This window comes from Nguyenibacter sp. L1 (assembly GCF_035199985.1).
GTDB classification, from domain to species: Bacteria; Pseudomonadota; Alphaproteobacteria; order Acetobacterales; family Acetobacteraceae; genus Gluconacetobacter; species Gluconacetobacter vanlangensis.
Map to the genome: position 1 here is coordinate 1,590,513 of NZ_CP127015.1, position 23,871 is coordinate 1,614,383.

A 23,871-nucleotide genomic window follows, 5' to 3' on the forward strand; every position below is an offset into this window, starting at 1 on the left:
TAGGCGAAATGAGGCATTATAGGCTAACTAAGGTCCATGATGGACGCGCAACATCCTCACACCAAAACGGCTGACATATCGGCGGCGAACGGAAACGGAAAGATGCATAGGATCGTTAAGACACTGTTTCAAAAGCCCTCTGAATAGTTAAAAACAGCTCATATTTCCATTCAAAATCAACGGTTTAGAATTAATTCGGCTATTTCTGGTCTTAACGGGAAATTGGTTTGCCCCCGTTAGCGTAAGAACACCCACAACAGACAAACGAAAAGCGGCCGTAAGGCCGCTTGAAGGGAATAAAAAACTATGAAAAAGCCTATTTTTTACATAACCACACAGGAGGGAAATAATGGAGACGCTAATATTGTTATCGGATCGATAAAGTCTCCAATTGTTTTTACAGGAAACCCTTCTATAAAAATCATCAGTCCAGAGGACGAGAAAGCAAAATATAATTTTCGACATAATAGTGAGCCCGAGGAAGAGTAACGGTTGTCCCGCAATTTGGACATTTCCCGTTACTGAACGTAATCTCAGCCTCTGCTGTGACTCCTTCGGGCCAATCCACAGTCATGTTATAATCAGATCCACAGGTGCAATGATACTCAAAAGAAGCGTTTACGTAAGTTTCAGATTCCCAATTACCCGTAGCCGAATTAAACTTAATATTTGGCATCGAAGCATTTCCTTCCCAACATAAATCCGTAGGATCATCTTACCATAAACTAGGAACGGGAAATAACCTGCGAAGCATGAGACGAATCATGCCGAGGCGCAACATGCTTTCGCTGTTGCGTATCAACCGTTCATAGTCCACGGACAGTCTTCGGTAATCACCAAACCAAGCGAAGCCCCTTTCCACCAGCCATCTCTTCTGAGCGGGAACGAAACCCGTTTCCGGGCTGGTGTGGTTTTCCCCAATTTCGACATCCGCATCGAAATTGATTTTCACATATTGGGAAAACTCTTTTCCCTGATAGCCTTTATCCGCGACCAGTTTCTTGAGGCGGTTTAACTTCCAACGGCTTTTCAGTTTACGAAGCAGCTTCATGCCGCCCTTGGTGTCATGTTCGTTGGCCTTGGTAACAATCGCATCCACGATATTCCCCAAGGTATCCACAATCACATGACGTTTCCGGCCTTTGATCCTTTTCCCGCCGTCAAAACCTCGCGTGTCTTCGCTGGCACATTTGCCAGTTTTCACGCTCTGGCTATCGAGAGCAACGAAGGACGGTTCTGCTTCCCGCCCTTCTCGGCTGCGCATCAACTCATAAAGAGCGGCTTGGATTTTAGCCCAATGTCCATACTCGCTCATATGGTTGAAATATCTATACACGGTTTCCCATGGTGGAAAATCTTTGGGTAGGTTCCTCCATTTACACCCATTTACCGTGATATAAAATATTCCATTTATGACATGCCGCATATCGACTGTCCGACCCCGTCGCCCTGCTTTTCGCCGGGGAAGAAAGCGTCGGATCATCTGCCATTGATCGTCGGTCAAGTCAGAATCGTAGGAACATACAGAGAACGACGCCACCAGCGACAGCCTTTCCGGAAATGATTGCGATCCTAGCACGTTCTCATGTGGATATCCTCATTAAAATATTAAAAAGTAAAGACAAATTTGTCTCGGGTAGCCACCATATCCAGTCTGTGCTATATTCCAAATTGGCGTGTCGCAGCGCCTTCTACATGAGGCGGCCCCTGTGTCGGGTGGCCTGCCCAATACAACACCCAGCTTCGGCCTAAAGGGTGAACGGCGACGGCTGTTCACTCGGGGAATAAGCAGGGCGTGAATATGCCTCATGTAGACACGCTGCGAACCGCCCGACTCCAGGCGGGGTCGATTGGAAACGTGCGCCCGTCGCAGGGCAAACACATGAGGAAGACTATGGCATTGACTGGGGCCGATATGGCCAAACTGCAAAACAACATAACCTTGAATAGAAACGTGTCTGACATTCCAACAGAACAGCAGGCACTAATGTATGCGAACCTAAAACCCTATAATCGGGCTGATAGAATCGTGCTCGTTATTATAATTCTCGGAGTTCTAGGGTGTTTTGCTTTGTTTGCATCTCAATATAATTGGGATAAAAACCGGCAAGAGATTGTCAAAGTTAGTGCGTGGTGGAAGCTGGGGATGATTTTGCTGGGCGGTGTTATCACCGCCGTCAACGTTGCTAGATTTGTATAGGATTCGCTATGAAAAAGATATCGCTTTTTCTAGCCTTTCTTATACTTCCCAATACTTCATTCTCCCAATCAGTGCAGCAAAGCCAAACACCAGAAGAGTTTGCGGCTTCAACAGGGACAGTCATAGCAGACCATCTGATGGATTCTCCTGCGGATGCCGAGCAAGTTCAAAACAACGGATCAATGACGGTCATTACTAATAAATGTGATGATACTTTCAAAAAAAGAGCGGACCTTCGACCTATTTGCGTGAAGGCAGGCATGGACGAAGACGCAAAATTATTTGCATCAGCTACGTCAAAACAGACCAAAACCTCTCCTGAATCCGATATAAAACCTGTGATCAATAGTGTTCTGGATATTTTTGCTTATGGTAATGACGCTGATGGTAAAGAATTTATATTGAAAGGCTATGTTGGGTGCGATGGAGGGCATGGCAATTGTCTGATTATAGGAGATGATTTGGATATAAATAAAGGCTATGTACTATTTACGTTGAACAGTGGGTTTTCTTTTGAAATAAAAAAGAGGCTCGTTGGCTGTACAACATCTGACATTGATGATAATAAAGTGTCTGGATGCAAAATAATAATTAAAGGAGTCATAAACCTTATACCTGACAAAGATGAGGCGGGAAATATATTGAGAATTATAAATCCATCATATATAGAATTTATTGCCGATAATTCGTGATATGAAGTAAACTAAAAATCACTATATGAAATATGGAGATTCGTTCTTCCAACGATAGAAAACTACAGGCACGATCTCCCTGGTAAAAACTAGGGTAAGGGGCGATATCGCCCCTTACCCTCCTATTCCGAAAAATTCTCCATATATACCAATGAGTTATAGTACATGAGAGTAAGGGAAATCTACCCTCCTTGTAATTCTAACTCGCTGATTTTGAACGGAAATTTGACGAAATTGTAGCTATTTAACCATCTTTTGAAACAGTCTCTAAGGCTCACTTGGACGGGTTTGTCAAAAGTCATGGTCTGGAAGCCGAAGAAGAGGCCATCCAGTTCGAGAAATTTGTTAATTTCTCCGTCATGTCCGCCGAAACGCCATCCTCGTTCGAACTCGACGATGTGACGACGGGGAAAGGTGATGATGGGATAGATGGCGTCGCCATTATAATCGACGAGGAGATTATTGCCTCTCCTGAGGACGCGATGAAATCCTTTTCCTCGGCTCGCCGAAACCACGACGTCAAAGTTGTCTTTACCCAGGCCAAGCGTTCAGAATCTTTCGATCTCGGCGACTTCCTGAAGTTCAAGGAAGCCGTGCTCAGGTTTATTTCCCAAGACACGTACGCTTCAGTCGATGACGTGCTGACGAATGCCAGGCAGATTTTCGATGCAACCTTAGCGGAAGTGCCGAAAATTCGAAATGGCAAACCGTCGCTGGTGGCCCGATTCGTAACCACAGGAAATTACCAGAAGCCAGCTGCACTCGAAACGGCCTTAGCGGATTTCGCAATCCAGATCAAAGAGCTTGGCCTATTCGCGGAGACAGACGTTCAGTTCATTGATCGAGAAGAGCTGACAAAGCTGTGGGTCAGCACTTACTCGGAAGTCCTCGCTAAGCTGGAGTTGTTCAGTAGCGCCGCTCTTCCGACCATTGCCGGGATCGATGAAGCGTATCTAGCTGTCGTGAAAGCCAGAGATTTCGTACAAAATTTACTGGTTACGCCTGACGGCACTTTACGGACGCAAGTATTCGAGGAGAATGTCAGGTCATACTTGGGCGAAGAGAACTCTGTAAATCAGTCCATATCGCAGACTTTAAGTTCTGGGCCATCGGCCAGCCGATTCCCAGTCCTGAACAACGGCATCACCATCGTCAGCCCTGATGTCAAGCTGCAAGGGACTACTCTGCACCTCAAAAACTTTCAGATCGTGAACGGTTGCCAGACCTCCAACGTCCTATTCGAGCACCGTTCGGCACTCAACGACATCATGGTCAATGTGAAGGTGGTCGAAACCAGCAACGAGGATGTTTTTTCTGAGCTGGTCAGGGCGACAAATAGCCAAAGCAAAATCGAGAATACACAATTTCTCTCGCTTCGTCCCATTATCAAGCGGATAGAGCAGTATTTTAACACTTATGAAATGGAGGGAAAGCTCTACCTGGAACGGCGGGAGCGTCAATATGTTGGCCAGGATATACCGGCTACCCGCATCTTCTCCGTTCATGAAGCAGCAAAGTGCGTTACGGCTATGTACTGCAATCGACCTGAACTGTCGTCCCGCTACACCAAGCAAATGTATGAAGAGCTGACGGATGTGCTGTTCGCCGACGACACGAAGGAAATCATCTTCTATGCCGCGTGCCTGACCTTGTATCGGTTCAACTTACTCACGTCCAACAGCACAATCCCGCAGAATATGAAGCGCTTCAAATGGCATATACTGGCTCTGGTGCGAGCAATCATTGGCAGCAAGGCGGACGAGGGCCTAAATTCAAAAGCAGCCGAGAGGTCAGCGCAGCGCATCATCGACGTGATGGCACAACACGGGCCCGCGGCGACGGACGTGTTCAGCCAGATCGTAAAAATTTGCCAAGGCTTGGGCGAAGTGACGACCGATCGCTTGAAACGGCAAGCTATATTAAATGAAATGCTCGCGCATGTTTAGGGCGGTAGCAGTGTTCAGGAATGGGCAGGTCCTGCCGGCCGCCTATCAGCGCAAGTCCTGCGTCCATTTTGGGGAGGCTGCCTCGGCATGTGAATGTCCGGGTTGCAGCACAAAGCGGCCGTCCAGTGCAGTAGAATGAACGGCGAAAACGCCGTCTGGATGCTCCAAAGCGGACCGACCGCTTCCTCTGCACAGGCGACCGTCACCGCGATCCCGCTCGCCTGGCCTTCTCATACCGCGCCAGCAGCCGGCTGCGCTTCAGCGGTGACAGTCGCTGGGTCCAGAAGAGTCCGTTCAACTGGTCGACCTCGTGCTGGTGGCAGGCCGCGCGGAGGCCGTCGGCTTCTTCGGTCTGCTGATTGCCTGCCAGGTCGTGATACCGCACGCGGATCCGTGCCGCGCGTTCGATGGTTTCCACGACGCCCGGCATGGAGATGCTGCCTTCCTCATGCCGGGTGGTCTCGTCCGACGACCAGACGATCTCGGGATTGACATAGGTACGCGGGCCGGATCCGTCCGGCAGGTCCAGCACCACCACGCGCTGAAGCACGCCGATATGCGGCGCGGTTATTCCGATCCCGGGTGCGGCGCGCATCGTATCGCGCAGATCCTCCGCCAGCGCGCACAATGCGGCGTCGAACGACGTGACAGGCCGGGCCGTCTGGCGCAGGCGCTGGTCGGGGACCATGACGATCGGGCGCACGGTCACCGGCCCGGCCCCTCATCCATGTCCGGACCCGCCATCGCGGCCGCATTGTCGCGGCGGGCGTGCTTGAGCCCTTCGGGCAGCGAGACGTTCATCGTGCTCATAATGGCACGATAGGGCCTGTTGGCAAAAGCGGCAGGAATTTCTTCGCCCCTGCGCCCGCCGTTCAGCCGCCCCGTTCAGGCGCCCCGTTCAGCCGCCCAGGATGTAGAACAGCGCCGCCGCGATCGCGATGGTAATCGGCAGGGTGAACAGCCAGGCCAGGGCGATCTTGACCAGCATGCCGCGATTGATGCCCGAGCCCGACCCCAGCATCGTGCCGGCGATGCCGGCGGTGATGATGTGGGTGGTGCTGACCGGCAGCCCGGTATAGCCCGCGGTGGCGATCAGGCCGGCGCCGACCAGTTCGGCCGATGCCCCCTGGGCGGGCGTCAGGTGGGTGTTGCCGATCTTCTCGCCAAGGGTGTGCACGATGCGGCGATAGCCCACCATGGTGCCGATCCCCAGGCACAGCGCGCTGAGCAGGCGCACCCACCAGGGCGCGTATTCCACCGTCGGCCGCATCCTGGCGCTGATGCCCTTGGCGGTGGCCCGCTCCTCGGCCGTCGCCTGCGGGTTGGCGGCAACCGCCTTCAGCCCGGCCACGACCTCGTACAGATCGGCGCGCAGGTGCGGCGGCGCGACATGGGCGGCATCGGTCTGCATCAGCCGCGCGGCCGACGCGAGCGCCTGGTCCCGCAGCCCGTCCTGATCGTATTTTTCCAGCAGCGGCGCCGCGGCGGTGGCGTGCTGGGCGATGTGCCCGAGTTGCGGCAAAGAGGCCGGATTCAGCGCGAAGGTCGTGGGCAGCAGACCGATGATCGTCAGCATGATCAGGCCGATGCTCTTCTGCCCGTCATTGCTGCCATGCGAGAAGCTGACGCCCGTGCAGGTCAGGATCAGCAGGCCGCGCACCCAGCCCCGCGGCGGCGTGTCGCCCTGCGGCGGCTCATACAGCGCCTTGTCGCGCACCAGGTGCTTCAGGATAAAATACAGCAGCCCCGCGCCGATCAGCCCGAGGAGCGGGGAAATCGCCAGTGCGCGCAGGATCTTCCAGATCTGCGACCAGTCGACGCTGTTGCCCAGCGCGCGCGTATGCAGCAGCGCGTCGCCCACCGCGATGCCGATCAGCGCGCCGATCACGCAATGCGAGCTGGAGTTGGGAATGCCGAACCACCAGGTGAACAGGTTCCAGAACAGGGCCGTGCCGAACAGCGCGATCAGCATCGGCACCGCCGGGTCGCCGTTGGGCGGCGACAGCACGTCGGCCGGCAGCAATTCCACCAGGCCATAGGCCACGGAAATGCCGCCCAGCACGACACCGACGAAATTCATCAGCCCCGACCAGATCACCGCCGTCCGGGGCTTGAGCGAATTGGTGTAGATGACCGTCGCCACGGCATTGGCCGTGTCGTGGAATCCGTTGACGAATTCGAACACGCAGACCAGCAGGAAACAGACGATCAGCGCCAGAATGGAAAAAGTCGAAAAGGGCTCAAAATGAAGCATGGCACCGCGACCAATTGAGATGACGTGACCTGACTATAGAAATATTGGGGATTTTTCACGAACGATCGGTCCGTTCATGAAATCTTCACGAATCTTGCGCCCGGCGGCGCATCGGCGCACGCAATGGCACCGATGCGAATTCGAAAAAAAAGGCGTCCCCGGAAAACCGGGGACGCCGCGCCATGCCGGACGGCACGCAACCTGCGTCTTATTGGAAGGGCAGATAGCGCATCGAGAGGAACACCATGTTGTCGTCGGTGTGCGGCACGCCGCCCGTGCCGCGGAAGCCCGCGACATTGGTGTAGGAATACTGGGCGCCGAACGACAGGGTGCCGTAATCGCCCTGCAGGTAGCGCCACCACATGCCGACCGTGCCCTGGATCACGCGCTGGATGTTCGCCGAGCACGCGGTCGAGCCCTCGGTGTCGCACCCGGTGGTCACGAAGTTCGGGTTGCCGTAGCCGTAAGCCTTGCTGCCGACATTGAAGTAGCGGCCGCTGAGGATGTCTTCCATGCCGCCATAGGCGTACAGGTCGACCGACTTCGCCGGATGGCCGATCAGGCCGGCCAGAACCTGGGCTTCCGGCAGGGCGACCGGCGTGCCGAAGCGGTTGGTGGTCGCGTCCGCCAGGTTGGTGGTGCCGTAACGGCCGATGCCGTTGCCGACCAGGCCCGACGCCTGGAAGTCGAGCTTGTGCTTGATCAGCGGGACCAGCATCGCGCCGCCGCCGCCGCCGGCCACCACGACATGGCTGTTGCCATGGCCCAGATAGCTGACGCGGTCATGCAGGAAGCGCATCATGCCCAGGGCTTCGAAATGGCCGAAGCTGGGATCGGCCGTGCCCTTGACGATGATGTCGGGCGCCACGTCATCGGAATAGGTGGTGCTGGGGTTGTCGACCTGTCCGCCGGGATTGTTGATCGTGACCGACGTCGCGCCCGGCGGGATATAGGTGGTGCCGCCCCAGACCGATTGCGGGTTTTCCAGGGCCAGGCCGATATGGTACTCGCCGTGGTTGAAGCCCTTGACGGCACGGATGCCGGTATTGCGCGTCCAGGTGAAGCCCGGAATATATTGCGCGTCGATCACCAGCGGGATGTTCTCGTCACGCAGGCCCATGCCGTGCTTGAACATCGTCGCCATCGACCACATCTGGCCGCCCGCGACATACCAGTCATCCGGCTTGTCCTGCAGTTCGGCATACATCAGGCGCGACCGCAGCACATAGGAATTGGACTGACGCGAGTTCGAGGACGAGCCGGCGCCCTGGAAATCCAGCTCGGTATAGCCCGACACGTTCAGGCGGCTGTTCAGGTCGCCCTGCACCAGCGCCGCGAAGCGGCTCTGCCGTTCGGACTGATGGTACTCGTTCATATGGGCGTTCGGCGAATTCTTCCAGGGAATCGCGCCGAAGTTCGAACTGATGTCCGCCGTCTCGTTACGGGTGCGGAAGATGCCCGCCATTTCGACGAAGCCGCCCAGGGTGATCGTCACGCCGCCGATCGCGAACTGCCCCTTATGGAACGGCGCGGCGGCCGATTTGCGGCCCACCGGCATGCCGGTGATCTGGCCATAGGGCGTGCTGTAGACCGGGGTGGCCAGCGCCGACGGCGTGGCCAGGCCCTGCGCGCCGTTGGCATAGGCGCGGCGCACGGCGTACGGGTTGCTCTCGGCTTCCACACGGGCCTGCTGGGCGGCGGCGCGCGCTTCCTGCACCTCGCGGTCGCGGCGGGCCTGCTGGACCTTCAATTCCTTCAACTGGACCTGAAGCAGGCGGATCTGCTTTTCCATGGTCTCGATCGACGTCTCGGCATGCGCGGACTTGCCGGGAAGGCATTGCGTCCAGACCAGCGCGCTGGTCAGAAAGAGAATGCTCTTCTTGCGTGTAAAGACGGGCACCGTTTTTTTCCCATAAAAGGTGAATGGCCCCAGGTAGAAAATTGCCTCGTGTTAATCCAAAGAAGGTTCTAGGACAGATATGTTAAATTTTTATGACAAAAGTATAAATTTGGCGTATCGATCGATATCGATCACGATATTATTATAATTGCTCGAAGAAAGACAAATTAACAACAGCATAAATTATTTATGTCGGACTATGTCAGGAGATACAGATATTTTTATTCTTATAATATTTGTTCATTTCATGTTTTTTATGACATTAATACGTAAAATATTGACAAAAGTACATGTTGGCTGGCGAAAATGAACCGCGGAGCCGCATGCACCCCTCAATTTTGTGTCTTTCATGCTACAGTTCTGTTTCGATACCGCTGGTTCCGCAACGTCGCGTCAAAATCGGTCGTTTCCGCGAAGGACATGATTTTTCTGGATTTTCGGTCATATCGACCATGCGATGATCGATTCCGCGACTTCGTCGCCGTGCCGTATAGACATGGATATTCCTGAAGAATATTTGGCCGGATGCAAAAAAAACGGGCGGGGACCAGGGCCCCCGCCCGCGTATCGTCAGTTCGGCCGTGCCGCTTACCAGGCGGCGCGCACCGACGCCTTCACCGAAGCCGGCAGGACGACATAATCCAGGCCGCGCGCGATGCCGTCGCCGTTGTCGAAGGCCCAGCCGAAGAATTTGCGCACCGCGGCGCCCTGCGCCGGGTCCTTCGCCTGCTTCGGCACCAGCACATAGGTCGCCGAGACGATCGGCCATGCGCCCTTGCCGGCGGTGTCCAGCATGTCGACGGCGAAGTTCTTGGCGCCGGCCCAATCGGCGGCAGCGGCGGCGCGGGCGAAGCTGTCCAGGTTGGCGGTGACGAAATCGCCCGCCTTGTCCTTGAGCTGCACCGTCGTCATGTGGTTGCGGCTGGCATAGGCGAATTCGACATAGCCGATGCCGCCCTCGGTGTTGCGGACCGACGCCGCGACGCCGTCATTGCCGCGGGCGCCGACACCGCCCGGCCAGGCGATCGAGCTGCCGGCGCCCGGGCCGTCATGCCACGCCTGCGACGAGCGGGCCAGGTAGGAGGTGAACACGAAGGTCGTGCCCGAGCCGTCGGCGCGATGCACGCTGGCGATCGGCAGGTCCGGCAGCTTCAGGCCCGGGTTCAGGGCCGCGATCTTCGGGTCGTTCCAGTCGGAAATGTCACCCGAATAGATGCCGGCGAGCACCTCGCCCGTCAGGCGCAGCGTGTCCGCCGTGACGCCAGGGACGTTCACGACCGGCACGATGCCGCCCATGACGGTCGGGAACTGGAACAGATTGCCCTTCGCCAGCTTGGCCGGGTCCATCGGCGCGTCCGACGCGCCGAAATCGACCGTGCCGGCCAGGATCTGGTTCTGGCCCGCGCTGGAGCCCACGCTCTGGTAATTGACGGTAACGCCGCTGGCGTCACGGCCGGCCGCGCCCCAGGCCTCATAGATCGGGGCCGCGAAGCTGGATCCGGCGCCGGTGATGTCCGCGGCATGCGCGGCGGCAACGACGACGGAGCCGCTTGCGAGCAAGGCGGCGGCAAACAAAATGGCAGGACGGCGCATCGGGTTCCGTATCCCTGAACGAGCGTGAAAAACGTCCCGGCGGACACCGGCGGCGTCCCCGGGCGCCCCCGTCCTAGCCCGGATCGGCGGGCTGAGGGGGTGATGTGTCTGTGACAGTTTCATGACGTTTCGATGACATCGTATCCCCCAAAGGAAACCAGACTGTAAAGGCGGTCCCCTGCCCGACCACGCTTTCGATCGTCAGGCGGCCGTCATGGCGGTCGATGATATGCTTGACGATGGCCAGGCCCAGCCCGGTACCGGTGCGCCGGGCCACCGTGCCCTCGACGCGATAGAATCGCTCGGTCAGACGCGGAATATGCCGTGCCTCGATCCCCGGTCCGTTATCGGTCACGCTGAAGGCGATGCCGGTCCGCGCGCCCCCGATGGCCGGCGGCCTGACCGCGCCGACCGAGATCGCCGCCCCGCCGGGCCCGGTCTGCCGCGCCCGCAGGCCGATCCGCACCGCGCGGTCGCTTTCGCCCGAGCCGTATTTGATCGCGTTTTCGACCAGGTTCAGCAATACCTGCACGACCTGATCCGAATCGCCCGGAAAATCCGGCAGCGCGGGCGGCAGGTCGACATGCAGCGTCGCGGGTCCCCCATCCAGCAGGGGCGCGGCCTCGTCGCGCACCCGGGCGATCGTCGCCGCCGGGTCGACCAGGCCGCGCGGCTTGCGATGCTCGGTCATCTGCACGCGCGACAGCATCAGCAGGCGGTCCAGCAAGCGCTGCATGCGGGCCGCCTGCCCGGCCATCACGCCCAGGAAACGCTGCTGCGCCGGCGGGTCCTCGGCAGCCGGACCGCGCAGCGTCTCGATGAAGCCGATCAGCGCGGCCAGCGGCGTGCGCAGTTCGTGGCTGGCATAGGCCACGAAATCGGTGCGCATGCGCTCGACCGCGTCCTGCTCGCTCCAGTCCAGCAGGGTGGCCAGCACCACCGATTCCCCCTGCGCGATCCGCACGCGGCGGAACTGGCCGCGCACCGCGCGCCGCACCGGGACGTCCAGCACCAGATCGACCTCGCCGCGATCGCCGTCGCGCAGCCGCAGCAGCGCCGATTGCGACGCCGGATGGCGGATGATGGCGCCCAGGCTGTCGCCGAACAATTCCCACGCCCCGGGGCCGGCATGCAGGATGCGCCCGCCGGCATCCAGCACCAGGATCGCCGCCGGCACCAGGTCCAGCGTCTCGATCATCCGCGCCAGCGTGTCGGCCGAGGGCGGGATGGCGCGGGCCGGATCGGCGCCGGCCGGCGCCGCGCCGTCGCCCGGCCGGCGGCGCGCCAGGCGCCAGGCCATGCAGGCCGCCGACAGCACCGCGCCCGCCGCCACGAGGTCCTCGACCCTCATGCCGGCCGTACCCCGGCCGCGCCCCGACCCCAGCCCCCGCCGCGCGGCGGTTCAGGCGCGCGGATCATCCAGCGCATAGCCGGCGGCACGCACGGTGCGGATGATGTCGGCCTCGCCCGGCCCGTTGAGGATCAGCCGCAGGCGGCGGATATGCACGTCCACCGTCCGCAGTTCGACATGCACCCCGCGTTCCCACACGCGCTGCAGCAGGTCTTCGCGCGAGAAGACCTGGCGCGGATGGCGCAGGAAGAATTCCAGGATGCGATATTCGGTGGGGCCCAGGGTCAGGGTGCGGCCATTGCGCTCGGCGCGGTGGGCCACCGTATCCAGCGTCACGTCGGCGAAGCGCAGCAGGTTGTCGGCCGGCGGCGCGCGGCGCAGCAAGGCGCGAATGCGTGCCTGCAGCGCCTCGATGCTGCAGGGCTTGGTCACGTAATCGTCGGCGCCGGTGTCCAGGCCGCGAATATTGTCGGCCTCTCCCGCGCGGGCGGTCAGCATGATGATCGGCAGGGTGCGCGTCGCCTCCTGGTCGCGCAGGCGGCGGCAGACATCCAGCCCCGACAGGCCGGGCAGCATCCAGTCCAGCACCATCAGGTCCGGCCGGCGGGCCGCGACGCGGGCCAGCGCCTCGGGCCCGTCCTCGGCCGCGCCGACCTCGTAGCCCAGCTTTTCGAGGTTGTAGCGCAGCATCATCAGCAGCGCCTCGTCATCCTCGACGACCAGGATATAAGGCGTGCGCGCGTTCTCCCGTCCGTCGCCCCTGTCCGTCATTGCCCCCGACACGTCTCCTCCTTCGTCAGATCGTCCGTCAGATCGTCAAACCGCGGGACCGCCGCGCGGGCGCACGACGGGCAACTGGTCGCCGGTGGTGGCGTAATAGACGCGCTCGGCGATATTGGTGGCGTGGTCGCCGATCCGTTCCAAATTCTTGGCGATGAACAGCAGGTGCGTGCAGGACCGGATGGTACGCGGATCTTCCATCATATAGGTCACCAGCTCGCGGAACATGGCGGTATACAGCTCATCGACCGCGGTATCGGACTGCCAGACCTCGATCGCCCCCTCGCTGTCCTGCTGGGCCATCGCGTCGATCGCCCGGCGCAGATTCTCCTGCACCATCCGCCCCATGGTGCGCAACCCGCCCACCGACATGCGCCCGTCGCCCGGATCCAGCTTCAGCGTACGCCGGGCGATGCTGGCGGCGCAATCGCCGATCCGCTCCAGGTCGCCGGTGATCTTCATCGCCGACACGATCTCGCGCAGGTCGCCGGCCATCGGCGCGCGCAGCGCCAGCAGCCGGATCGCCAGCGCCTCGACGTCGCGTTCCAGCGCGTCGACCTGCGGGTCGCATTCGGACGCGGCCATGGCCGCTTCCTCGTCCCGGTCGACGATGGCCGCCATGGCCTGCGCCATCTGGCTTTCCACGATGCCGCCCATCCGCGCCATCATCGCCCGGATCTGCCCCAGCTCCTGCTCATAGGAGCTGACGGTATGCGCCTGTTCCTTGACCACGCTGCCCCTCCTTCCCGTATCAGCCGAAGCGGCCGGTGATGTAGTCCTGGGTGCGGCGCTCACGCGGGGCGGTGAACATGCGGTCGGCATTGTCCACCTCGACCAGTTCCCCCAGGTAGAAGAACGCCACACGGTCCGCGCAGCGCGCCGCCTGCTGCATGTTGTGCGTCACGATCGCGATCGTGAACTCCGCCTTCAGCTCGTCCAGCAATTCCTCGATCCGCGCCGTCGAGATCGGGTCCAGCGCGCTGGTCGGCTCGTCCAGCAGGATCACCTCGGGCCGCGTCGCGATCGTCCGCGCAATGCACAGCCGCTGCTGCTGCCCCCCCGACAGCGCCGTCGCCGACGTCCCCAGCCGGTCCTTCACCTCGCCCCACAGCGCCACCCGCCGCAGCACGTCCTCGACCCGCGCATCCATCTCCGGCCGCGTCAGCGTCTCGTGCAGCCGCACCCCGAACGCGATGTTCTCGTAGATCGACATCGGAAACGGCGTCGGCTTCTGGAACACCATCCCGATCCGCGACCGCAGCACGTTCAGGTCCATCTCCGGCGACAGGATGTTCCGCCCGTCGAACGTCACCTCCCCCGTCGCCCGCTGTCCGGGATACAGATCATACATCCGGTTCAGCACCCGCAGCAGCGTCGACTTGCCGCACCCCGACGGGCCGATCATCCCCGTCACCCGCCGCGCGGGAAAATCCAGCGTGATGTCCCGCAGCGCCCGGTTCGCCCCATACCAGAAATCCAGCCCACGCACCGAAAGCGCCGGCGCCGCGGCATCCGCCGCCGGCACGTCCTGCATCACCCCGTCCCTCATTTCTTGATTTCCTATCGGGTCCTGATGTCCCATCGGCGCACCGTCCATGGCCCTACTGCCCCGCGCCCAGCCGCCGGTGCCACATCCGCACCACCACGTTCAGCACCAGCACCCCCGCCGTGATCAGCAGCGCGCCCGTCCAGGCCAGTTGCACCCAGTCGTCATACGCCGACCCCGCATATTGATAGATCGCCACCGGCAGGCTGGCCATCGGCGCGGCCAGCGACAGCGACCAGTTCATGTTCCCCAGCGAGGTGAACAGCAGCGGCGCCGTCTCCCCCGATACCCGCGCCACCGCCAGCAGGATCCCCGTCAGCACTCCGGCCCGCGCCGCCCGCAGGCACACCTGCAGCACGACCCGCCATTTCGGCGCCCCCAGCGCATAGGCCGCCTCGCGCATCGTCAGCGGCACCAGCCGCAGCATGTCCTCGGTCGTCCGCACCACCACCGGCACGAACAGCACCGCCAGCGCAACCGCCCCCGACAGGCCAGAAAAATGCCCCACCGGCGCCACCAGCGCCAGATACACGAACAGACCCACCAGGATCGACGGCGCCGACAGCATCATGTCCGACACGAACCGCACCACCGCCACCACACGCCCGTCGGTCGCGTATTCCGACAGGTAGATCCCTGTCAGCAGCCCCACCGGCGTGCCGATCGCCGCCGCCAACCCGGTCTGCACCAGGCTGCCCGCGATCGCGTTCGCCAGCCCCCCGCCGCCGCCCGGCGGCGTCATCACCCGCACCAGCGTCCCCGCCGACAGGCCGGGCAGCCCCCGCGCCAGCAAGGTCAGCAGGATCGAGCCCAGCGCCAGCAGCACGATCCCCGTCGCCCCCAGGCTCAGCCCCGTCGCCAGACGGTCCGCCAGCCGCCGCCGCGCCGCCAGCCGGCCGCCGCGCCCCCAGCCCGCCCCGGACGGCGCCGCAGGCACCCCGGCCAGTTCTCCCGACATCGCGTCACCCGGCGCCGCGTCACCGGACGTCGCGTCACCCGGCGCCGCGCCGCCGCTCATCGTCCCGTTCTCCCGGTCCGCCATCTCACGCCCCCCGCCGCAGCAGCACCCGCGAGCAGGCCAGCGTGACGAACGAGATCACCATCAGGATGAAGCCCAGCGCCAGCAGCGACGACAATTTCAGGCTGCCCGCCGCGCTCTCGGGAAATTCCAGCGCGATCAGCGACGCGATCGTGTTCCCCGGCGCGAACAGCGACCAGCCGATCCGGTTGGCGTTGCCGATCACGAAGGTCACCGCCATCGTCTCGCCCAGCGCCCGCCCCATCCCCAGCATCACCCCGCCCACCAGCGCCGGACGCGACCAGGGCAGGATCACGCTGCGCATCACCTCCCACCGCGTCGCACCCAGCCCATAGGCGCTCTCGCGGATCTGCGCCGGCATCGCCGTGAACACGTCGCGCATCACCGCGCACACGAACGGCGTCACCATCACCGCCAGCACCAGCCCGCCGGTCAGCAGCCCCGTCCCGTAGGGCGCCCCGTGAAACAGCACCCCCAGCACCGGCACATGCCCAAGATGCCGGTTCGCCCACGGCTGCACCACCCGCGCCATCACCGGCACGATCACGAAGAAGCCCCACATCCCGAATATGATCGACGGCACCGCCGCCAGAAGCTGCACCGCCATGCCGATCGGCCCCGCGACCGACCCCGGCGCCATCTCCACCAGCCAGAACGCGATCCCGAACGCCAGCGGCACCGCGATCAGCAGCGCCAGCACCGTCGTCATCACCGATCCGAACACCGGCGCAAGCGCCCCGAAATGCTCCGACACCGGGTTCCATGCCGTGCTCCACGCAAAGCCGGGGCCGAACGCACCCCATGCCTGCGCCCCGCCCCACGCCAGAACCCCGATCAGACCCCCAAGAAGCGCCAGAAGCGACCACCCGCTCAGCCGCACCGCAGCCGCGAAAACCACGTCTCCGCCGGTTCCGAATCCGCGTCGCCCCGCCGGAACATCGTTCCGCGCGGCCTGGGTCGGCATCCGTTGCATACGTCACTATCCCGATGCCGTGTCCATAACCGAACCACCCATAGCGTTCGGCCCACGCCGCTTCAATCAGCCAGCCCGGCGCGGCCGATTAAGTTTTTATGACAACAATCCGCGGTTTTCCGCCCCGTCCGTGGCGGAAAACCGCGCGTCAGGGGCCGGCCTGACATTGCCAGGCCGCCAGCCAGTGCGGCACCCGCCCCGCGCGCAGCGGCCGCGACATCAGGTATCCCTGCACCACGGGGCACTCCAGGTCGTCGAGCAATTCCAATTGCCGCCGCGTCTCCACCCCCTCGGCCACCACGGTCACGCCCAGGCTCTGGCCGATGCGGATCACCGCGTTCACGATGGAATGGGCCGTGCCGGCCTGCTCCAGCCCGCCCATGAAGCCGCGATCGATCTTGACCTCGCTGAGCGGCAGGTTGACCAGGTTCGCCAGGCTGGAAAAACCAGTGCCGAAATCATCCATCGACAGGCCGACGCCCAGCGCGCGGATGGCATGGGCGGCGGCGATCGTCCGCGCCTCGTCGGCGATCATGCAGCTCTCGGTCATTTCGACCATCAGCCGGCTGGGCGGAATGCCGGTTTCCGCCAGGATGGCGGCGATCACCCCCGGCAGGCGCGGGTCCCGGAAATGGCGGGCCGACAGATTGACCGCCACCGCCGGGACCTCGATCCCCGCGGCGATCCATTCGGCCATCTGCCGGCAGGCCGTGCGCAGCGCCCATTCTCCCAGCGCCTCGACCATCCCGCTTTCCTCGGCCAGCGGAACGAAGCGGGCGGGCGGAATATCCCCCTGCGCCGGGTCGTGCCAGCGGGCCAGCGCCTCGACGCCGTACAGCGCGCCGTCGCGGGGACGGATCTGCGGCTGGTAGACCAGGCTCAATCGCCCGTCCGACAGCGCCTCGCCCAGCGCCCCGGCCAGGATGATCCGGTCCTGCGCACGGCGATTCATTTCCGGGCTGAAGAAGCGATACGTATCACCCCCGGCATCGCGCGCCCGCGATACCGCGATCTGGACATGGCGCAGCACGGTTTCGACCGGCTGCGCCGCGCCGACGGCGACACAGATCCCGATGCTGGCGGTCGAACCGACCGACACGCCGTCGACCGCGAAAGGCCGCGCCACCGCGCGCAGGATCGACCCGGCCAGCGACGCGGCATGGTCGACCGCCAGCACCCCGTCGCGATCCGCGGCCGGCGCGCGTCCAGGCCGCGCCGTCGGCCGGGGCGGCCCGGTCACGACGGTGAACTCGTCCTCGCCGCTGCGGATCAGCAGGTCGTCCCCCCCGATGACCGTCTTCAGCCGCTCGGCCACGCCGATGGCGATCGCGTCCGCGCCGCCTGCCCCCAGCGCATCGCCGATCTCGCGGAAGCGGTCGATATCGACCGCGATCAGGGTCGGCGCGTCCCAGCCATCGCCATCGTGCCCGGCCTGCAGGTGCTCGCGCAGCCAGGTGCGGTTCGGCAGGCCGGTCACCGCGTCGTAATGCGCCAGCCGCGCGATGCGCGTCCGCGCGTTTTCCTGTTCCATCGCCAGGGTACACAGAAGCAGGCAGGCATCGACCACCCGCCGGTGCCACAGCGCGGGTTCGCGCCGGGTGCGGAAATACAGGGCCAGGCTGCCGGCCACCGTGCCGTCGCGCATGCGGATCGGCGAGGACCAGCACGCCGCCAGCCCCAGCGGCAGGACCAGGTCGCGCAGCGGATTCGCCCAGCGCGGGTCGCTGCCGATGTCGGCGGCGAGGATCTCGTCACCCATATGGACCGCCGCCCCGCAACAGCCGGTCATCGGGCCCATCGCCATGCCGGCCCAGGCCATGGCCACCGATGCCGGCATGGCATGGCGGCCGGCCATCCAGGCCGACCCGTCCTCGGACCGGACCGTGATCGTGGCGACGACGTCGGGGGTGATGTCCTCGATCAGCCGGCAGATCAGTCCCATCACGCCGGGAAAATCCATCGCCCCGGTCAGGGCGGCCATGACCTCCATCCGCAGGTCGCGCAGGGCCACGTACTGCGTCTCGTCCGTCATCACCACGACGGTCTCGCCCTCGGTCCCCGCGCCGCCCCCGACCGGGCTGGCGGCGGAGCAGAACCAGAGGTCGCGCCCGTCACGCGCCCGCGCATGCAGGTCGATCTCGAAACTGCGGCGGGCGCCCAGATTGGCGCGGAACTCGCGCAGGGCCGGCATGTCGGCCTCGTGCGCCGACAGCATCACCGACACGTCCCGCGACAGCACCTCGTGCGGTGCATAGCCCAGCACCCGGGTGAAGGCCGGATTGACGAAGACGATCCGGTCCAGCGAATCCAGGATCATCATCGGGCGGTCGCTCTGGGTCACGATGGTGGCGTACCGCCCCGCGGCATCCACCCCGTCCGCCAGGCCGGGCATGTCGCGCGGAGTCACGTCCCTCGGCGGGCGTCGGGACCGGAAGACGGCACGGACGGTCTGTCGAACATCGCCACCTCCTCATGCGCGCACCGTTGTCCCGCATGCATGAAAAATCGCCTCATTTCAATGGCCCGGACCGCCCGTGGCCGGGAAAATTTATTTCTTATCCAAAACAACGAGCGCAATCCTCCCCCGATCGGCCGGCGGGACCTCGTCGCGCGCCGTTCCGCCGGGCCGGGATGCCGAAACATGAGATCAGAAATGATAGAGTGGAATCGTCGGCATGAACGCGCAGGCCAGAATGATGGTCGCGACGAAGCCGACGACGATGGCGGCGGCGACCAGCGCGGTGCGGCGCTCATGCGCGGTGGCGAACGGCGTCTCGGCGGTGTGGCCATTATCGTGGTTATTATGCAGAATCCACGTCATGACGTCCTCCTTTGCCCGATATGGGGGCCGATAGGGGCCCGATCCGGGAAACGGCATGAAAACGCCCCGGCCTGCCTGTCGTTCATGCCTGGCCCGGCAGGTTCGGCCCGGTCTCACCGAAATGTTCCCGCCGCGCCGCGCGATGCGATAGGCTGCCGGCTCTTCTTTCCCCTTCTCCATGCACAGGACCCGGCATGCGCACGACGATCGACGGCACGATCCTTCCGGTGCTGCGCGTGATGCTGGAGGCCGGCGAGCGGCTGATCGCCGAGACGGGCGAGCTGTCGTGGAAGACCCCGAACGTCGCCCTGTCCACCACCCTGTCGGGCGCGGGGACGGGCGGCGTGTTCGGCGCGGTCCGCCGGTCGCTTGCCGGCGGCGGCCTGTTCATGACCGAATTCACCGCCCAGGGCGGCCCGGGCCTGGTCGCGTTCGCGGCCAAGGTACCGGGGCGGATCCTGGAACACCAGGTGGGCGGCGGCAGGGCCATGCTGGTGCATCGCCATGGTTTTCTGTGCGCCACGCCGGGCGTGACCCTGGACCTGGCCCTTCAGCGGTCGCTGGGGGCCGGCATTTTCGGCGGCGACGGATTCCGCCTGCAGCGCGTCGCCGGCCAGGGCACGTTCTGGAGCATGCTGGGCGGCGAGATCGTGCCCCACGACCTGGCGCCGGGCGAAGCGGTGGACGTGCATCCCGGCCTGGTCGGCATGTTCGAAGAGACGGTGTCGTTCGACATCACGATGCTGCCGGGCATCCGCAACAAGCTCTTCGGCGGCGACGGATTCTTCCTGGCCAGGCTGACCGGCCCGGGGCGCGTCTGGCTGCAGACCCTGACCATGCCGGGACTCGCCCATACGCTGGCGCCCTATCTGAGGGCATAGGCGCGGCGCGAACCGGCCGGTCCCCCGGCCGTTATGGCGGAGCGGGCGCCGGTTTTCCGGCGCCGAACGGACATGCCATGATGAGCCTGATTTTGCTGATCGTCATCGTCCTGCTGCTGCTCGGGGCGCTGCCTGCCTGGCCCTACAGCCGCCGGTGGGGCTATTTCCCGGCGGGCGGCGTGGGATTGATCCTGCTGATCGTCCTGCTGCTGTACCTGCTGGGCGCCTAGGATGGGGCGGGTGCCGCCATTGCCGCGCGGTTGCAGAGGCCGCCATCATGCATTAGCCACAGGGCTGCATGATGGCCGCATGAGACGGGACATGCCCGGGATGGAAACTGGAGACGGAACGGTGGACGGTCGATGCGTATACTTGTGACCGGCGGATGTGGGTTCATCGGCTCTGCGGTGGTGCGCCATATCATTGGCGCGACGGGACATTCGGTGGTGAATGTCGACAAGCTGACCTATGCGGCGACCGGGGAGTCGACGGCGGCGGCGGCGACGGACCCGCGCTATGTGCATGTGCGCGCGGATATCACCGACGGCGCGGCGATGCGCGCGATCTTCGCCGCGCACCGGCCCGACGCGGTGATGCACCTGGCGGCGGAAAGCCACGTGGACCGGTCGATCGACGGGCCCGGGGTGTTCATGCACACCAATATCCTGGGCACCTACACGCTGCTGGAAGCGGCGCGGGAGTATTGGTCCGGGCTGGATGCAGACGGCCGCGCGGCCTTCCGCTTCCATCATGTCTCGACCGACGAGGTGTTCGGCGCGCTGCAGCCCGACGATGCGCCGTTCTGCGAGACCACGCCCTATGACCCGCGCAGCCCCTATTCGGCGTCCAAGGCGGCGTCGGACCATCTGGTGCGGGCCTGGCAGCATACCTATGGCCTGCCGGCCTTCGTCACCAACACCACCAACAATTACGGGTTCTGGCATTTCCCGGAAAAGCTGATCCCGCTGGTGACGATCAACGCCATCGCCGGGCGCGGCCTGCCGGTCTATGGCGATGGCGGCAACATGCGCGACTGGCTGTTCGTCGACGACCATGCCGAGGCGCTGGTGCTGGCCGTGGAACGCGGCCGGCCGGGCGAGACCTATGCCATCGGCGCGCGCCAGCCGCGCAGCAACCTGCAGGTGGTCGGCGCGATCTGCGCCGTGCTGGACGAGCTGCGCCCCGATCCGGCCGGGCCGCATGCGCGGCTGATCCACCACGTGCATGACCGGCCCGGCCATGATTTCCGCTATGAGATCGACCCCGCGCACGCCGAATCCGCCCTCGGCTGGCGGGCCCGCCACGATTTCGAGACGGGGATCCGCCGCACGGTGCAATGGTATCTGGACAATCGCGACTGGTGGACGGCGCTGCAGGCCCGCCACGACAGCACGAAACGGCTGGGCGTCGCCCCGGCGGGAGCCGCGGCATGAGCACACCGAAGATCGAAACGCCCCCGGTCGAAACACCCCCGGTCGAAACACCGATGAAGGGCATCCTGCTGGCCGGCGGCTCGGGCACGCGCCTGCATCCGATGACGCTGGCGGCCAGCAAGCAGTTGCTGCCGGTCTACGACAAGCCGATGATCTATTACCCGCTGTCGACCCTGATGCTGGCGGGCATCCGCGACATCATGATCATCTCGACCCCCGACGACCTGCCGCAGTTCCGCCGCCTGCTGGGCGACGGCTCGGAATTCGGCGTCCGCTTCACCTATCGCGAGCAGCCGTCGCCGGACGGCATCGCCCAGGCGTTCCTGATCGCCGGCGACTGGCTGGCGGGCGCGCCCTGCGCGCTGGTGCTGGGCGACAACCTGATCTTCGCCGATCACCTCGGCCAGTTGCTGCAGGCGGCGGCGCGGCGCCGCCAGGGCGCGACCGTGTTCGCCTATCAGGTGCGCGATCCCGAGCGCTATGGCGTGGTGACGTTCGACGAGAGCGGCCGGGCCGTCGACCTGGTGGAAAAACCCGCCAACCCGACCTCGCACTGGGCGGTGACGGGGCTGTATTTCTACGATTCCCGCGTTCTGGACCTGGCGCGCGAAATCCGGCCCTCGGCGCGGGGCGAGCTGGAGATCACCGACCTGAACAGGCTTTATCTCCAGGAGGGCTCGCTGCAGGTCGAACGGCTGGGCCGCGGCTGCGCCTGGCTGGATGCCGGGGTGCCCGACGCGCTGATGCAGGCCGGCCTGTTCGTGCAGACGATCCAGTCCCGGCAGGGCATGCTGGTCGGATCGCCTTCGGAAGTCGCCTTCCGCATGGGCTTCATCGATGCCGCGCAATTGCGCGCGACGGCGGCACGCATGCACAAGACCGAGCTCGGCCGCATGCTGCACGAACTGGCGGAAGGACAGCACGAGTCGCCCCATGCAGGTTGAACAGCTTTCGATCCCCGGCATTCTTTTGCTGACGCCGCCGCGTTTCGCCGACGAGCGCGGGTTCTTTTCCGAGACCTATAACAGCCGAAGCATGGCGGAAGCCGGCATCGACGCCGTCTTCGTCCAGGACAATCACAGCCTGTCGCGCCAGCGCGGCGTCGTGCGCGGCCTGCATTGCCAGTTGGCACCCCACGCGCAGGGCAAGCTGGTGCGCTGCACGCGCGGCGCGATCTGGGACGTCGCGGTGGATGCGCGGCAGGATTCGCCCAGTTTCGGCCGCTGGGTGGCGGCCGAACTGAACGCCGAAAACGGATCGCAGCTTTGGATTCCCCCGGGCTTCCTGCACGGTTTCTGCACGCTGACCGAGAATGCCGAGGTGCAGTACAAATGCACCGCGCTGTGGAACCGCGACTGCGAGCGGTCGGTGCTGTGGAATACGCCGGAACTGGACATCCCCTGGCCGGTCGCGCCGGGCGAGGCCATCCTGTCGGACAAGGACGCCGAGGCGCCGGGTTTTTCGGCCGTGCGGAACTGGTTCTGACGGTGTCCCCGATCCTGGTGATCGGCCGGTCCGGCCAGCTTGCCACCGCGCTGGCCATGGCCGGGCGTCCCGGCCTGCACCGTCTCGGGCGGCCCGCCATCGATTTCGACCGGCCCGAGACGCTGGACGCCGCGCTGGAGGCGGCCCTGGATACGGCCGCGCCCGGCCTGGTGGTCCCCGGCCTGGTGGTCCCCGGCCTGGTGGTCCCCGGCCTGGTGGTCCCCGGCCTGGTGGTCCCCGGCCTGGTGGTCAACGCCGCCGCCTGGACGGCGGTCGATGCCGCCGAACAGGAGGTCGCCGCCGCCGAGCGCGCCAATCGCGACGGCCCGGCCCGCCTGGCCGAACTCTGCGCGGCCCGGGCCGTTCCGCTGATCCATGTCTCCACCGACTATGTGTTCGACGGCACCAAGGGCACGCCCTATGCCGAGACGGACCCGACATCGCCGCGCACGGTCTATGGCCGCACCAAGCTGGACGGCGAACGGGCGATCCTGCAGGCGCATGACCGCGCGATCATCCTGCGCACGGCCTGGGTCTATTCGCCCTATGGCCGCAATTTCGTGCGCACCATGCTGGATGCCGCGACCAAGCGCCCGGTCCTGCGCGTGGTCGGCGACCAGCGGGGCAATCCGACCAGCGCCGACGACCTGGCCGCCGCCATCCTCGCCATCGCCGAACGGATCGGCCGCACCGGCTGGCAGGCCGGGTATGCCGGCCTCTTCCACGCCGCCGGCACGGGCGATACCACATGGCACGGCCTGGCCACCGCGGCGCTGGAGGACGCGGCCCGGGCCGGACACAAGATGCCCGAGATCCAGGCCATCGCCACCGCCGACTGGCCGACCCCGGCGGCCCGCCCCGCCGATTCACGCCTCGACTGCACCCGCCTGCACGACGTCTTCGGCGTCCGCCTGCCCCATTGGCGCAACAGCGTCGCCAAGGTCGTCGCCACACTGACGGCGCCGGCGACGTAGCGC

General features: G+C 63.7%; 22 protein-coding genes. 9 read left to right on the forward strand and 13 right to left on the reverse strand.

Annotated features, from left to right (window positions below; all coding sequences use genetic code 11):
- Window positions 1-715: 715 nt before the first annotated feature.
- On the reverse strand, window positions 716-1,579 hold the full coding sequence (locus QN315_RS07290; protein ID WP_408904602.1) for an IS5 family transposase: 864 nt from the start codon (window positions 1,577-1,579) through the stop codon (window positions 716-718).
- Window positions 1,580-1,894: 315 nt separating this feature from the next.
- On the opposite strand from QN315_RS07290, the gene QN315_RS07295 reads away from it, so the two are divergent.
- From QN315_RS07295 to QN315_RS07305, 3 genes are all read left to right on the forward strand, one after another.
- Window positions 1,895-2,200 (forward strand): hypothetical protein, encoded by a 306-nt coding sequence (locus tag QN315_RS07295; RefSeq protein ID WP_323992557.1) that lies wholly within the window; start codon window positions 1,895-1,897, stop codon window positions 2,198-2,200.
- Window positions 2,201-2,208: 8 nt separating this feature from the next.
- Window positions 2,209-2,892, forward strand: a complete 684-nt coding sequence (locus QN315_RS07300) for a hypothetical protein (RefSeq protein ID WP_323992559.1) — start codon at window positions 2,209-2,211, stop codon at window positions 2,890-2,892.
- A 278-nt stretch (window positions 2,893-3,170) separates the two neighbouring features.
- The gene (locus QN315_RS07305) at window positions 3,171-4,838 is read left to right on the forward strand and encodes an AIPR family protein (protein ID WP_323992561.1); all 1,668 of its coding nucleotides are present in this window, start codon (window positions 3,171-3,173) and stop codon (window positions 4,836-4,838) included.
- 202 nt (window positions 4,839-5,040) lie between these two features.
- On the opposite strand, the gene QN315_RS07310 is transcribed toward QN315_RS07305, so the two are convergent.
- The 12 genes from QN315_RS07310 to QN315_RS07365 form a co-directional block, all read right to left on the reverse strand.
- Window positions 5,041-5,547: a peptide deformylase gene (locus tag QN315_RS07310; RefSeq protein WP_323992563.1), complete on the reverse strand. Its 507-nt coding sequence runs from the start codon at window positions 5,545-5,547 to the stop codon at window positions 5,041-5,043.
- Between the two features lie 189 nt (window positions 5,548-5,736).
- A complete protein-coding gene (locus QN315_RS07315; RefSeq protein WP_323992565.1) occupies window positions 5,737-7,092 on the reverse strand; it encodes an inorganic phosphate transporter in 1,356 nt (451 codons plus the stop codon).
- Between the two features lie 208 nt (window positions 7,093-7,300).
- Complete coding sequence (locus QN315_RS07320) at window positions 7,301-8,992, reverse strand: hypothetical protein (RefSeq protein ID WP_323992567.1); 1,692 nt, start codon at window positions 8,990-8,992, stop codon at window positions 7,301-7,303.
- A 588-nt stretch (window positions 8,993-9,580) separates the two neighbouring features.
- Entirely contained in the window at window positions 9,581-10,585 is a 1,005-nt protein-coding gene (gene pstS, locus QN315_RS07325; RefSeq protein ID WP_323992569.1) for a phosphate ABC transporter substrate-binding protein PstS, read from the reverse strand.
- A 73-nt stretch (window positions 10,586-10,658) separates the two neighbouring features.
- Window positions 10,659-11,936 (reverse strand): ATP-binding protein, encoded by a 1,278-nt coding sequence (locus QN315_RS07330; protein ID WP_323992571.1) that lies wholly within the window; start codon window positions 11,934-11,936, stop codon window positions 10,659-10,661.
- A 51-nt stretch (window positions 11,937-11,987) separates the two neighbouring features.
- Entirely contained in the window at window positions 11,988-12,707 is a 720-nt protein-coding gene (gene phoB / locus QN315_RS07335; RefSeq protein WP_323993311.1) for a phosphate regulon transcriptional regulator PhoB, read from the reverse strand.
- Between the two features lie 45 nt (window positions 12,708-12,752).
- The gene (gene phoU / locus QN315_RS07340) at window positions 12,753-13,448 is read right to left on the reverse strand and encodes a phosphate signaling complex protein PhoU (protein ID WP_176640802.1); all 696 of its coding nucleotides are present in this window, start codon (window positions 13,446-13,448) and stop codon (window positions 12,753-12,755) included.
- A gap of 19 nt (window positions 13,449-13,467) precedes the next feature.
- Window positions 13,468-14,265 (reverse strand): phosphate ABC transporter ATP-binding protein PstB, encoded by a 798-nt coding sequence (gene pstB, locus QN315_RS07345; protein ID WP_323992573.1) that lies wholly within the window; start codon window positions 14,263-14,265, stop codon window positions 13,468-13,470.
- Window positions 14,266-14,317: 52 nt separating this feature from the next.
- Entirely contained in the window at window positions 14,318-15,220 is a 903-nt protein-coding gene (pstA, locus tag QN315_RS07350; protein WP_323993313.1) for a phosphate ABC transporter permease PstA, read from the reverse strand.
- A gap of 85 nt (window positions 15,221-15,305) precedes the next feature.
- A complete protein-coding gene (pstC, locus tag QN315_RS07355; protein WP_408904603.1) occupies window positions 15,306-16,274 on the reverse strand; it encodes a phosphate ABC transporter permease subunit PstC in 969 nt (322 codons plus the stop codon).
- 148 nt (window positions 16,275-16,422) lie between these two features.
- Complete coding sequence (locus tag QN315_RS07360) at window positions 16,423-18,666, reverse strand: EAL domain-containing protein (RefSeq protein WP_323992575.1); 2,244 nt, start codon at window positions 18,664-18,666, stop codon at window positions 16,423-16,425.
- A gap of 255 nt (window positions 18,667-18,921) precedes the next feature.
- Complete coding sequence (locus QN315_RS07365) at window positions 18,922-19,095, reverse strand: hypothetical protein (protein ID WP_176640142.1); 174 nt, start codon at window positions 19,093-19,095, stop codon at window positions 18,922-18,924.
- 194 nt (window positions 19,096-19,289) lie between these two features.
- Between QN315_RS07365 and QN315_RS07370 the strand changes: the two genes are divergently transcribed.
- The 6 genes from QN315_RS07370 to rfbD all read left to right on the forward strand — a co-directional run bounded on the left by QN315_RS07370 (window position 19,290) and on the right by rfbD (window position 23,868).
- Window positions 19,290-19,976 carry an AIM24 family protein gene (locus QN315_RS07370; protein ID WP_323992577.1) on the forward strand — a complete coding sequence of 229 codons (687 nt, stop codon included), beginning with the start codon at window positions 19,290-19,292 and terminating at the stop codon, window positions 19,974-19,976.
- A gap of 80 nt (window positions 19,977-20,056) precedes the next feature.
- Window positions 20,057-20,206 carry a DUF3309 family protein gene (locus QN315_RS07375; RefSeq protein ID WP_323993317.1) on the forward strand — a complete coding sequence of 50 codons (150 nt, stop codon included), beginning with the start codon at window positions 20,057-20,059 and terminating at the stop codon, window positions 20,204-20,206.
- A gap of 132 nt (window positions 20,207-20,338) precedes the next feature.
- Complete coding sequence (gene rfbB / locus QN315_RS07380) at window positions 20,339-21,409, forward strand: dTDP-glucose 4,6-dehydratase (protein ID WP_323992579.1); 1,071 nt, start codon at window positions 20,339-20,341, stop codon at window positions 21,407-21,409.
- A gap of 53 nt (window positions 21,410-21,462) precedes the next feature.
- Entirely contained in the window at window positions 21,463-22,353 is an 891-nt protein-coding gene (gene rfbA, locus QN315_RS07385; RefSeq protein ID WP_323993319.1) for a glucose-1-phosphate thymidylyltransferase RfbA, read from the forward strand.
- A complete protein-coding gene (rfbC, locus tag QN315_RS07390; protein ID WP_323992581.1) occupies window positions 22,343-22,894 on the forward strand; it encodes a dTDP-4-dehydrorhamnose 3,5-epimerase in 552 nt (183 codons plus the stop codon). The genes rfbA and rfbC overlap by 11 nt, the downstream gene beginning before the upstream one ends.
- Window positions 22,895-22,950: 56 nt before the next feature.
- Window positions 22,951-23,868 carry a dTDP-4-dehydrorhamnose reductase gene (gene rfbD / locus QN315_RS07395; protein WP_408904623.1) on the forward strand — a complete coding sequence of 306 codons (918 nt, stop codon included), beginning with the start codon at window positions 22,951-22,953 and terminating at the stop codon, window positions 23,866-23,868.
- Window positions 23,869-23,871: the final 3 nt, after the last annotated feature.

Bases quoted from the DNA above. Each gene is read 5' to 3' on its own strand.
- QN315_RS07295 (WP_323992557.1), top strand. From the start codon at position 1,895: ATGGCATTGACTGGGGCCGATATGGCCAAACTGCAAAACAACATAACC.
- QN315_RS07300 (WP_323992559.1), top strand. From the start codon at position 2,209: ATGAAAAAGATATCGCTTTTTCTAGCCTTTCTTATACTTCCCAATACT.
- QN315_RS07315 (WP_323992565.1), bottom strand. From the start codon at position 7,092: ATGCTTCATTTTGAGCCCTTTTCGACTTTTTCCATTCTGGCGCTGATC.
- pstS (WP_323992569.1), bottom strand. From the start codon at position 10,585: ATGCGCCGTCCTGCCATTTTGTTTGCCGCCGCCTTGCTCGCAAGCGGC.
- QN315_RS07330 (WP_323992571.1), bottom strand. From the start codon at position 11,936: ATGAGGGTCGAGGACCTCGTGGCGGCGGGCGCGGTGCTGTCGGCGGCC.
- phoB (WP_323993311.1), bottom strand. From the start codon at position 12,707: ATGACGGACAGGGGCGACGGACGGGAGAACGCGCGCACGCCTTATATC.
- pstB (WP_323992573.1), bottom strand. From the start codon at position 14,265: ATGAGGGACGGGGTGATGCAGGACGTGCCGGCGGCGGATGCCGCGGCG.
- pstA (WP_323993313.1), bottom strand. From the start codon at position 15,220: ATGTCGGGAGAACTGGCCGGGGTGCCTGCGGCGCCGTCCGGGGCGGGC.
- pstC (WP_408904603.1), bottom strand. From the start codon at position 16,274: ATGCAACGGATGCCGACCCAGGCCGCGCGGAACGATGTTCCGGCGGGG.
- QN315_RS07360 (WP_323992575.1), bottom strand. From the start codon at position 18,666: ATGCCCGGCCTGGCGGACGGGGTGGATGCCGCGGGGCGGTACGCCACC.
- QN315_RS07365 (WP_176640142.1), bottom strand. From the start codon at position 19,095: ATGACGTGGATTCTGCATAATAACCACGATAATGGCCACACCGCCGAG.
- QN315_RS07370 (WP_323992577.1), top strand. From the start codon at position 19,290: ATGCGCACGACGATCGACGGCACGATCCTTCCGGTGCTGCGCGTGATG.
- QN315_RS07375 (WP_323993317.1), top strand. From the start codon at position 20,057: ATGAGCCTGATTTTGCTGATCGTCATCGTCCTGCTGCTGCTCGGGGCG.
- rfbB (WP_323992579.1), top strand. From the start codon at position 20,339: ATGCGTATACTTGTGACCGGCGGATGTGGGTTCATCGGCTCTGCGGTG.
- rfbA (WP_323993319.1), top strand. From the start codon at position 21,463: ATGAAGGGCATCCTGCTGGCCGGCGGCTCGGGCACGCGCCTGCATCCG.
- rfbC (WP_323992581.1), top strand. From the start codon at position 22,343: ATGCAGGTTGAACAGCTTTCGATCCCCGGCATTCTTTTGCTGACGCCG.
- rfbD (WP_408904623.1), top strand. From the start codon at position 22,951: ATGGCCGGGCGTCCCGGCCTGCACCGTCTCGGGCGGCCCGCCATCGAT.